Raw genomic sequence first — 11,283 nt, 5'->3', positions numbered from 1 at the left:
GGCCGGAGCGCCGTCCGTGCGCCCTTTGACGCGCCCTCGCTAACAGGATATGTTCCTTGCCTTGTATGTCACTTTTCAGGCCGGACGGAGTGTCATGAGCAGCATCATCCACCAGACGGGCAGCATTCGCCCGCTTTCGCTTCAGGAACGGGAACAGCCCCAGCTGTACCGCGAGCTTTTTCCCTACACCAGCATCTGCCGCACGACCTTCGACGAGGTGCTCCTTGCCCCGCGTCCCGCCGAACAGATGCGCATCACGGACACCACCTTCCGTGACGGCCAGCAGGCCCGGCCGCCGTATACGGTCAAGCAGGTGGCCAAGATGTTCGATTTCCTGCACCGCATGGGCGGCAAAACGGGCCTCATCACGGCGTCGGAGTTTTTCCTGTACTCGGCCAAGGACCGCAAGTGCATCGATGTCTGCCGGGCGCGCGGCTACCGCTTCCCGCGCGTGACCGCCTGGATCCGCGCCAACAAGGAAGACCTCAAGCTGGCCCGGGACATGGAGTTCGACGAGACCGGCATGCTGACCAGCGTGTCGGACTACCACATCTATCTCAAGCTGGGGAAGACCCGCCAGCAGGCCATGGACATGTATCTGGACCTGGCCCGGCAGGCCCTGGAATGGGGCATCATCCCGCGCTGCCATTTCGAGGACGTCACCCGTGCCGACATCTACGGCTTCTGCCTGCCCTTCGCCCAGAAGCTCATGGAGCTGAGCCAGCAGAGCGGCATGCCGGTCAAGATCCGCCTGTGCGACACCATGGGCTACGGCGTGCCCTATCCCGGCGCGGCCCTGCCCCGCTCGGTGCAGCGCATCGTGCGCGCCTTCACCGATGAGGCCGGTGTGCCCGGCGAATGGCTGGAATGGCACGGCCACAACGATTTCCACAAGGTGCTGGTCAACGGTGTCACGGCCTGGCTCAACGGCTGCGGCGCGGTCAACAGCACGCTGTTCGGCTTTGGCGAGCGCACGGGCAACACGCCGCTGGAGGCCCTGATCATCGAATACATCTCGCTCACCGGTGACGATGCCGCCGCCGATACCACCATCCTGAGCGAAGTGGCCGAGTTCTTCGAAAAGGAACTGCACTACAACATCCCCCACAACTATCCCTTCGTGGGCCGCGACTTCAATGCCACCAGCGCCGGCGTGCATGCCGACGGCCTGGCCAAGAACGAAGAGATCTACAACATTTTCGACACCAAGCACCTGCTGGGCCGTCCCGTGCCCATCATCATCACCGACAAGACCGGCCGTGCCGGGGTGGCCTACTGGATCAACGTCAACCTCAAGCTGCCCGAGGGCAAGCAGATCTCCAAGAAGCACCCCGCCGTGGGCCAGATCTACGAGGCCATCGTGGCCATCTACGACACCGGCCGCACCACGCACCTGTCGCATGACGAGATGGCGGCCCTGGTGCAGCGCTACATGCCGGAGCTGTTCGAGACCGAGTTCGACCACATGAAGGAACTGGCCGACGAGCTGGCCGCCCATCTCATCGTCCGCCTGGCCCAGAACGCGGACCTGCGGGACTTCGGCAAGCATGCCTGCGCCCGTCTGGACAGCTTCTCGCGCGAGTACCCCTTCATCCAGTACCTCTACCTTACGGATACCAAGGGCAGCCTCAAGTGCGCGGCCATCACCGACCCCGCCTACCGTGAAAAGTACGAGGCCCTGCCCATCGGCTTCGACTTCTCGCAGCGCGAATGGTTCAAGATGCCCATGCAGACCGGCGACATGCACATCATGGACGTGTACCAGTCCCAGTTCACGGGCAAGCTGGTCATCACCGTGTCCTGCCCGGTGACGGACGATGACGACAACATCGTGGGCGTCATCGGTGTGGACATCCAGCTTGAGCAGCTGCTCAAGCGTTCGCAGGCCCTGCAGCAGGAAGCCCGCGCAGCCGAAGACTAGACGCATGGCGGCGTGCCGGTGCCCCCGGCGCGCCGTTTTTTGCCTACAGGCCCGCCCCCGGCGGCCGCAACCAGGAATACAGAAAAGGATGCAGACAATGAGCAGCAAACGAGTTTACTGGATCGAAGGCGACGGCATCGGCCCCGAAATCTGGCGCGCCGCCCGCCCTGTCATCGACGCCGCGCTGGCCAAGGAATCGGACATGCGCATCGAGTGGGTGGAACTGCTGGCCGGTGAAAAGGCCACGGCCGAGACCGGCTCCCCCCTGCCCGAGGAGACCATGAACGCCCTGCGCACCGCCGATTTCGCCATGAAGGGCCCCCTGGGCACCCCCGTGGGCACCGGCATCCGCAGCCTCAACGTGGCCCTGCGCCAGACGCTGGACCTGTACGCCTGCATCCGTCCCGTGCGTCACTTCGAAGGCCTGGAAACGCCGGTCAAGCATCCCGAGCGCGTGAACATGGTCATCTTCCGCGAGAACACCGAGGACGTGTACGCGGGCATCGAATACGCCGCCCGGACCCCGGAGGCCAAGAAGCTCATCGCCTTCCTGCGTGAGGAGTTCGGCGTGACCAAGATCCGCGAGGAAGCCGCCGTGGGCATCAAGCCCATGAGCGAGTTCGGCTCCAAGCGCCTGGTGCGCCGCGCCCTGCGCTTTGCCCTGGATACCGGCAGCAAGAGCCTGACCCTGGTGCACAAGGGCAACATCATGAAGTTCACCGAAGGCGGCTTCCGCCAGTGGGGCTACGATGTGGCCGCCCAGGAATTCGGCGACCTGACCTGCACCGAGAAGGAGCCCGTGGAAGGCCGTCTGGTGGTCAAGGACCGCATCGCCGACGCCATGTTCCAGGAGGCCCTGCTGCGTCCCGAGCAGTACCAGATCCTGGCCACCCCCAACCTCAACGGCGACTACATCTCCGATGCCCTGGCCGCGCAGGTGGGCGGTCTGGGCCTGGCCCCGGGCGTCAACATGTCCGACTCCCTGGCCTTCTATGAAGCCACCCACGGCACCGCTCCCACCATCGCCGGCCAGGACAAGGCCAACCCCGGCAGCGTGATCCTGTGCGGCGCCCTGATGCTGGAACAGATGGGCGTGCCCGCGGCCGCCGAGCGCATCCGCAACGCCATGAGCAAGGCCATCGCCGGCCGCGCCGTCACCGTGGACCTGGCCGCCCAGGTGGAAGGCGCCCGCGTGGTGGGCTGCCAGGAATTCGGCGAGATCATCGGCGCCTGCCTGTAGACGACGGCCGCCGCGTCCCGCACGATCTCCGTACATCCTCCGTACATCCGGGAGGAAGGGCGCATCCCCGCAGGCCCTTCCTCCCTTTGTTTCCCGCGCTGCCCGCAGCGGTGCGGTCTTCAGGAAGGGCGCATGGTCCCGCTGGAAAACCTGCTCCTCTATATCCCGCTGGCGGTCCTGCTGGCCATGCTGCCCGGCCCGGATTTCGCCCTCATCACGCGCATCTCCCTCACCGAGGGGCGCGGTTCCGGTCAGGCCGCGGCCTGCGGCGTGGCGCTGGGCATCATGGTCCACACCTCGGCCGCCATGCTGGGCATCAGCGCGGTCATCGCCCAGTCCATCACCCTGTTCACGCTGTTGCGCTATGCCGGGGCCGCCTATCTGTGCTGGATGGGCTTCCATGCCCTGCGGGCCGGGCGCCAGGTCACGGCCGCCGTGGTGCGTCACGGCGGGCAGGAGGCGGGGGCGCAGCCCGTCCGCGGCCTGCGGGGCCGGGCCTTCCGGCAGGGCTTTCTGACCAATGCCCTCAATCCCAAGGCCGTGCTCTTTTTCCTGACCATGCTGCCGCAATTCCTGGACCCGCACGCGGCCCTGTGGCCGCAATTCCTGGAGCTGGGCGGCATCATGGCCTTTTTCTGCCTGGGCTGGTTCGTGCTGCTGGCCAGCCTGCTGCACCGCATCCGCCGCCTGTTCGTCCGGCCCGCTTTCCAGGCCTGGCTGCACCGGCTCACGGGCCTCATCTTCATTGGCTTCGCCTTCCGGCTGGCACTGGAGAAGCTCTAGGCGCTTTCCTCCCAACTCCTTCCCGCCGAGGTGCCCATGCACGAGATCCCCCTGCAACGCGTCGCCGCCATCCACGATCTTTCCGGTTTCGGGCGCGCCTCGCTGACCGTGGTCATCCCCATCCTTGCCGGCATGGGCGTCCAGACCTGTCCCCTGCCCACGGCGGTGCTGTCTTCCCAGACATCCGGCGTGGAGGGCTTCACCTTTCATGACCTGACCGCCGAGATGGGCCCCATGCTGGATCACTGGCAGCAGCTGGGCCTGACCTTCGATGCCGTCTATTCCGGCTTTCTGGGCAATCCGCACCAGCTGGAGGTCGCGGCCCGCTGCATCGGCCATTTCCTCAAGCCCGGCGGTTTCGCCCTGGTGGACCCGGTGCTGGGCGACAACGGCACCCTGGACCCCACCCAGACGCCGGAGATGGTGGAGGCCATGCGCCAGCTCATCGGCCACGCCCACGTCATCACGCCCAACCTCACCGAAGCGGCCTTTCTGCTGGGCGAGCCCTACCGGCCGGACATCCCGCCCGACGCCCTCAAGGAGCAGCTGCGACGCCTGGCGGCCATGGGGCCGGACAGGGTGGTCATCACCAGCGCCCCGGCGGCCCGCCCCGGCCATTGCGCGGCCGTGGCCTATGACCGCAGGCAGGGGCGCTTCTGGAAGATGGAGTCGCCCTATATCCCGGCCTTCTATCCCGGCACGGGCGATACCTTCTCCAGCGTGCTGGTGGGGGCGTTCCTCCAGGGGGACAGCCTGCCCGTGGCCCTGGAGCGCGCGGTGCGCTTCGTGACCCTGGGCATCCGCGTCACCTACGGCTACGACACCCGCCACAGCGACGGCGTCTTGCTGGAGCGCACCCTGCCCGCCTTGCAGGACCGCTGCTCCATCGGGGAGTACGAGGCCTTCTAGGCCACGGGCCCGGTTCCGGGCCCGCACAGCATGTCCCGGCACTGCCGCATGGCGCGACGTGAGAGGCCGATCCTTGTCCGTGTGGTATGGGGCCGCTCCCAGTCGCGGACAACGGACAGGGCCCGCCGGGGGCAGCGCTCGGCCGGGGCATGACCCAAAAGGTCCCGCAGCCCGTATCAAGTCCACTGGTGCCGCAGTTCGCGGCGATATCCTGCAACCCCCATCCCCCTGTCTGGCCGGAGGTGCCATGAAGAAGCTCTTTTTCCTGCTCCTGGTCGCGTGCGTCCTTTCCGTTGCCGTGCCCGGCATGTCCCTGTCTGCGGAGACGCGGACGGATACCGCTACGGAGAGCGGCGATGCCGAAGTTTTCGTGGACGACAGTGACCGTTTCACCGCTTTTGAGGAAGAACTGCTGTCCCGTTATGCCGGCAGGGGGATCAGGTCCGTGGAGGTCGCCGCCTATGCCAAGGGCATCGACATCATCTTCGTCGCGGCCGACCGGAAGATGACGCGGGCGGAGTTCACGGCCATGGCTTCCCGCAGCGTCCGGGAATTCAAGGGACGTTTCGGCATCGACCGGGCCATGCCCGTCGGGGCCGTCCTTGACTATCAGAAGGATGCGGCGAGCGATACCCGGACGCGCTTCGTGCTGAAGCTGCGCTAGCGGCAGGGAGAGAGGGCCTTTCCGCGGGATGAAGAAGGAGCCAGAACGTAAAATCCCTTACGGTAAATGCCGTAAGGGATTTTACGTTCTGGCCGCGGGGGCGGAATCTGAAGGCATGGCCGCCAAGGTCGCCGCGATCCGCGAACATCTGGAGTGCGTTGGCCCCATCCGTTCCGGCGTGTACCGGATGCTGGCCGTCTTCGGCCCGGATGATGCCGCAGGCGAGCCGTTTTTGCGGGTATCCGGCAGGCACTTCAAAAACGGGCTGGCCGGATGCATGCCGCGCAGCCCACGGATGCCCGTCATTCTTGAGGGGACGCGCATTCCCGGCTATGCTCGGCCAGGCGGGTGGACACAAGCAGGCAGCGGCAGCATGGGCATGGGCATGGACGAGCGGCCTCGCTATGAGCGTCGCTCTGGCGGGGAATGCGTCCCGGAGGAATGCGATACCTATTTGCCGTGTGCAGAGTCCCTTGCTGCCTGTTTTTCAAGATCGCCGTTTTTCAAAAAGCAATCATGCATCAGGAAGAGAGCCATGCATATCTATTATACGACCAGGGGATTGCGAGGCAGGCCCTATCACAGCGACATCATAAATACAGACCTGTTCGCATTTTTTCAGGGAAAAAGATTACGCACCATCCCTTCCGCAGAAACGTTGCGCGCTGTTAACGCCTTTCCCCAATGCGATATCGATATGGGGGAAGACACGGATTCCGAATATGTGTGCGAGAAAGGGACGTTCTATATCCCAAAAAGCATCTGCATGGGGGAAGTCGTCAACGCCGGCTGGGCCGTTGATTATTACTTCGTGGTGCGTTGCGATGATGCGGTGGAACTGCGCCATGTGCGCTGGGACTGTCCGTGGTATGAGACGGTGGGACGGGATACCGAAGTCACTGATCCTGCCGTCATAGCCAAAATGGAGCGCACGCTGGCAATGCTCCTGGATGCGAATAAGCCCAGGATACCGAAGCCTGTGCCCATATCGCGCCCGGCCCTGCTCACGTTCCTTACCTTGCTCGGCGTTGCCGATGCCGAAGCGCTGGCGGACAAGATCCACGCCGCCGCCACGACACCGGCACAGTGCGCCGCGCTCTGTGAGGAATTCGGTATGGAAGAAGTCTACACCGGCTGGCATGTTACGTTGATGCGATTGGCCCTACGGGACCGGAAACGCCTGGACTGGGTGGACTGGAAGGAAGCGCCGGAAGAAGTTTTCGCCTCCCTGTGCTGCCTCTTGCCGCCGGGGGCAAAGGAACACCTGCCCCCCTGCGACGATGAAGACGCGTACCCCGAGGAGGTGCTCCGCGCTTGCAGCCCCGTCTTGCATGACCGCTATGGCCTGACGATCCTGCTGTGGGATACGGGCGGTGATGAATATGTCTTTATGGTCGTACCGAGCGGCAAGGTCGCGGAAGCGTTCGCGGCGGCCTCTGAGCTGGGCATTCCCCTGCAACGTGTCGAGGATCTGTTCAAGCAGGTGTAAACGGCGGCAAAAGAACAGGAGCGGCACACCATACAGGATGATCATCCGGCTGTCTTTTCTTTTTCGGCAGGGCATTTTCGTCAACGCTGTCTGCGCGGGAGGCCGTCCGGTTGCCCCAGGCCGGCTTCCCATGCCGTAGTGCCGGAGCGCGTCACCGGCAAAAACGGGGGACAGCGGAACAGGACGAGATGCCTTCCGCCGGAGCGTGCCGGTGACATCTGCGCGGCCTGGCAGATGCGCGGAGTCCCGGCGGACAGATGGATATTTGGATAGTGGGGAGAGGATGAGGGGGAAAAGATCCCGTTTACGAAAAAAGGCTTCCGATGAGAATCGGAAGCCTTTGATCTTTCTGGTTGCGGGGGCAGGATTTGAACCTACGACCTTCGGGTTATGAGCCCTTTTTGACTGAACTTGAAAGAGTTAGACACAGCTGGATAGACTTTGATTTATTTTTATTTTCAATAAGTTATCAAAAATAAGACTTTGCCGCGCATTGACCTGAATGGTTAGAAATTGACGGTGTGGTTAGAAATAGGTTAGAAAAATTTTGCCGGTTAAAACCTGCTCCCGCGTATGAACCACAACCCAAGGCAGTTCATGGCTACCCAAAAACGGCGATACCACCCAAAAAAATGGGCTGGCGTTTATGTGTACGAAACGTCAGAAATGTATAATGGCGCGCCTGACCTGTGTTTCTACATCACGTTTAAATCCGGCCGCCGCCTCATCTGGGAAAAGGTAGGCAAAATTTCCGAAGGATACGGGCCGGACGTGGCGGCGGAAATTCGCGCTGATCGGATAAAGGCCATCAGACATGGCGAAGAAGTCAAAACCGCCAAAGAACTCCGCCGCGAACAGGCGGAGAAAGACAAGCCCTTTGCCGAAATTGCGGATGCATATTTTGACATCAAGGGGCCGACCCTCAAAGGGTTGACCACGGATCGCAACCGTTACCTCAAACACCTCAAACCGCTGTTCGGCAAGCGAAGCGTCTCGGAAATCACGCCCCAGATGGTGGAGGAGCTGCGCAAATCCCTGAGCGAACGCAAACCGGCCACTCTCTGGAATACTCTTGAGCTTCTGCGGCGCATCATCAATTTTGGCGTCAAGACCAACCGCTGCCCCAATCTTGCCTTTCAGATCGAAATGCCCGTTAAGGACAATGAGGTTATTGAGCATCTGACGCCGGAAGAAACTCGCCGCTTTCTGGATTGCGCCCGCACATGGCCAGCCCGCGATGTGGGCAATATGCTCCTGCTGGCCTTTTTTACCGGTATGCGGCGCGGGGAGATGTTCAAACTGCAAGATGAGGACGTGGCCTTTGACCTCAAGCTCATTCGTTTGCGCGATCCCAAGGGCAGAAAAACCCTCTCCATCGGCATGAGTTCCCTGGTGGAAGAACTGTTACAAGAACAAATGGCATGGCGTGACGAACATTTTCCCGGCAGCCCCTATGTTTTCCCCGGCAAAACCGGCGAGATGCGCAAAGACTGCACAGCGGTTGACCGCTTCCGCAAGGCGGCGGGCCTGCCGCCCAAGTTCCGGCCCTTCCACGGGCTGCGGCATCACTTTGCCGTAAGCCTCGCCAACAGCGGCAAATTCAGCATGGACATGATCTCGGAAATGCTGACACACAAAAATGTGGATTTCACCAAAAAGAAGTATGCCCAATTCCTGCCGGAGACCTTGGCCGCTGCCAGCAACGCGGCGGCGGACATTCTCTCCGGCCAACGGTAGCTTTTGCGGCTGTTCCGATTATCGTGTACACATGGTGAGGAAAAAGATAGTATTGTAAGGAGCAGGCATGGCATTCACACTTCAAACGCTCAGGGAACAGGCCGCCGCAGGCGAGGACAGCACACGTCAGTTCAAGTCCCGAATCGACAATGCGGATTCTCTGGCTGCGGAAATGGCCGCCTTCGCCAATGCCAACGGCGGCGTAATTTTTATCGGCGTGCAGGATGATGGAACACTGTCCGGCATAACATCCCGAGAATTGCATGATGCGAACCAGTTGATCGGCAACGCCGCCAGCCAGCATGTCCGCAGCCCGCTTGTGGTGCAGACGCAGAACATTCTTCTTGAAAATGGAAATGTGGTTATCGCCCTGACCGTTCCTGCAGGAATGGACAAACCCTACTTTGACAGGAAAGGCGTTATCTGGCTGAAAGCCGGGGCGGACAAGCGACGTATCAATTCTAAAGAGGAACTGCGCCGTCTTTTTCAGTATACCAGCCAATTCCATGCCGATGAATTGCCCACAAAGGCGGGCATTAACAAACTGGACAAGCTGCTGTTCCGGGATTTTTTGAAAAAGCGGTATGACAGTGACTTCCCGGATACCCACGCAGAACAACTGCGCCTGCTGCAAAATCTGAACCTCGCCGCTGGCGATGGCAATCTCAATCTGGCCGGAGTGCTGCTTTTTGCCGAACAGCCGGAGCTGATTTTTCCGCAGTTCGTGGCAAAAGGCGTCCGCTTTCCGGGAATTGCCGTTCATGCTGACAGCTACGATGACACCGAAGATTTTGAAGGTCCGTTGAGCAGACTTTTCAAGGACGCCCTGGCTTTTGTCATGCGCAACCTGCACAAGGTACAGGGCAAGAATGGCGTCAACTCACCGGGTACGCCGGAAATACCGGAACAGGTTTTTGAGGAACTGCTGGTCAACGCCCTTGTACACAGGGATTATCTTGTCAGCGCGCCCATCCGCATTTTCATTTTTGATGACCGCGTGGAAATCATCAGCCCCGGCACGTTGCCGAACAATCTGACCATAGCCAATATCAAAGCCGGCAATTCCAATATCCGCAACCCTATTCTGATTTCTTACGCCGCCAAGGGGCTTTTGCCCTACCACGGCATCGGCTCCGGCATTCTGCGCGCTCTTAAGGCATGGCCGGATATTGATTTTGAAGACGATCGGGAGAGTTCGCTGTTCAAGGCCATTGTACGCAGAACCCACCGGCCTGCGGAAAACACTGGGGTACTTGCACCAGAACTTGCATCAAAAACACAAAATTTGCACCAGAAACAAGGGCTTTCTGATGCAACTCTGCGCGATATTGCACCGGAAATTGCACCAGAACTTTTTGCGCTCCTTGAGCACATCTCCGCCAATCCGCGCATAACCACAACCGAACTCGCTACTGTTCTAAACGTGAGCCGACGCACGATTCTTTACAGAACAACCATGCTCAAGAAAAAGGGCATCTTGCGCCGCATCGGTCCCAGCAAGGGCGGACAATGGGAGATTCTCCCATGAAGTTTGTTCCCAACGGTTCGATTATCAAATTTCTGCTGATTGCTGTTCTGGGCTGTGGCCTTGCCTTTCTCATGGCATGGCTGACAACCATGTTTACCGTTATTAAAATTACGCAAGGCGTTTCACTTGCAGGAGTAGCGCTGATACTGCTCTGGTGCGTCGTGATCGGCGGGGCCGCTGTTTGGAGCATCTGCGCCTTTTGTGCGCTTTATGTGGGAACATGGCGCAAACATCACGTTGATCACGCAATCCGTCTGAGTGAAGCCATGCTCATGCTGCATGCTTCCACGAACCATGAACAGTTGGAAGCGCTTCGCCATTATCGTATCCGGGTGTTCAAAAGTCATGAAGCAATCCCGGCGGGAGGAAAACTCGGCGTGGATTGCCGTGAAGTTTCCAACTTTCTTTCTCCCATGCTCTTTGGGTTCAATAAGTTTTTTGCTCTCGGATCGCCCGAATATTGTTGCGATGCCACACAACTTTCCGCAATTGTGGAGGAAAATCAGACGCGCTGGTGTGGCGAAAGCAGTGTAGCTCCAAGCTGTGATGCCGCAAAACTCAACAGGGAGATTGAAGAGCTGAAAAAGAAATACAAGGAAATGACGGAGAAATATACCAGCGCAGCGGGACGAGAAGGCAAATTAAAAAACGAAATCGAACAAATAGAAGCACATATACACATTCTTGTCATATTAGCGAATAAGGTTACCAGAGAATTCACCCACCCACTCGCCAAACACGAAATTATGCGCCAATACAAGGAAATCGGCAAGACGTTGGGGGTTGAAAACGCTCCGGGCAATTACATAGAAATTTTTCGCAAGGCAATGCCGAAAGAGTATATCAACCACGGCGGAGCGCCTATTCAAAATCCCTGAAAGGCAAGAAACCTGACCTGCTCAGGTTCGCAGCCCTCAACTTGTCCCCGTTATAACATAGTAAAATAACATAAAAATTATCAACCTCCCTTTCTTAGGCCTAAGAAAGGGAGGTTTTGTTTCGCCTTTGCTAA

General features: G+C 59.9%; 9 protein-coding genes. All 9 read left to right on the top strand.

Going from position 1 to position 11,283, the window contains the following annotated elements; genetic code table 11:
- Positions 1-94 precede the first annotated feature (94 nt).
- Positions 95-1,921, top strand: coding sequence for a cache domain-containing protein (locus DESPIGER_RS08680; RefSeq protein ID WP_072335638.1), 1,827 nt, complete (start codon positions 95-97; stop codon positions 1,919-1,921).
- Between the two features lie 97 nt (positions 1,922-2,018).
- On the top strand, positions 2,019-3,161 hold the full coding sequence (icd, locus tag DESPIGER_RS08675) for an NADP-dependent isocitrate dehydrogenase (protein ID WP_072335635.1): 1,143 nt from the start codon (positions 2,019-2,021) through the stop codon (positions 3,159-3,161).
- A gap of 132 nt (positions 3,162-3,293) precedes the next feature.
- Positions 3,294-3,944 (top strand): LysE family translocator, encoded by a 651-nt coding sequence (locus DESPIGER_RS08670; RefSeq protein ID WP_083575347.1) that lies wholly within the window; start codon positions 3,294-3,296, stop codon positions 3,942-3,944.
- Between the two features lie 36 nt (positions 3,945-3,980).
- Positions 3,981-4,853 carry a pyridoxamine kinase gene (locus tag DESPIGER_RS08665; RefSeq protein ID WP_072335632.1) on the top strand — a complete coding sequence of 291 codons (873 nt, stop codon included), beginning with the start codon at positions 3,981-3,983 and terminating at the stop codon, positions 4,851-4,853.
- A 247-nt stretch (positions 4,854-5,100) separates the two neighbouring features.
- Positions 5,101-5,517: a DUF6981 domain-containing protein gene (locus DESPIGER_RS08660; RefSeq protein WP_072335629.1), complete on the top strand. Its 417-nt coding sequence runs from the start codon at positions 5,101-5,103 to the stop codon at positions 5,515-5,517.
- Between the two features lie 28 nt (positions 5,518-5,545).
- Complete coding sequence (locus DESPIGER_RS08655) at positions 5,546-7,006, top strand: DUF6630 family protein (protein WP_072335627.1); 1,461 nt, start codon at positions 5,546-5,548, stop codon at positions 7,004-7,006.
- A gap of 573 nt (positions 7,007-7,579) precedes the next feature.
- Positions 7,580-8,743, top strand: a complete 1,164-nt coding sequence (locus tag DESPIGER_RS08650) for a tyrosine-type recombinase/integrase (RefSeq protein ID WP_231927555.1) — start codon at positions 7,580-7,582, stop codon at positions 8,741-8,743.
- Positions 8,744-8,810: 67 nt separating this feature from the next.
- Positions 8,811-10,271, top strand: a complete 1,461-nt coding sequence (locus tag DESPIGER_RS08645; protein WP_072335620.1) for an RNA-binding domain-containing protein — start codon at positions 8,811-8,813, stop codon at positions 10,269-10,271.
- Positions 10,268-11,149, top strand: a complete 882-nt coding sequence (locus DESPIGER_RS08640) for a hypothetical protein (RefSeq protein ID WP_072335618.1) — start codon at positions 10,268-10,270, stop codon at positions 11,147-11,149. Before DESPIGER_RS08645 ends, DESPIGER_RS08640 begins: the two co-directional genes overlap by 4 nt.
- Positions 11,150-11,283: the final 134 nt, after the last annotated feature.

The sequence above is a fragment of the Desulfovibrio piger genome (genome assembly GCF_900116045.1).
GTDB classification, from domain to species: Bacteria; Desulfobacterota; Desulfovibrionia; order Desulfovibrionales; family Desulfovibrionaceae; genus Desulfovibrio; species Desulfovibrio piger_A.
The sequence above is the reverse complement of the archived record's forward strand: the minus strand, read 5'-3'. Positions and strand labels throughout refer to the sequence as shown.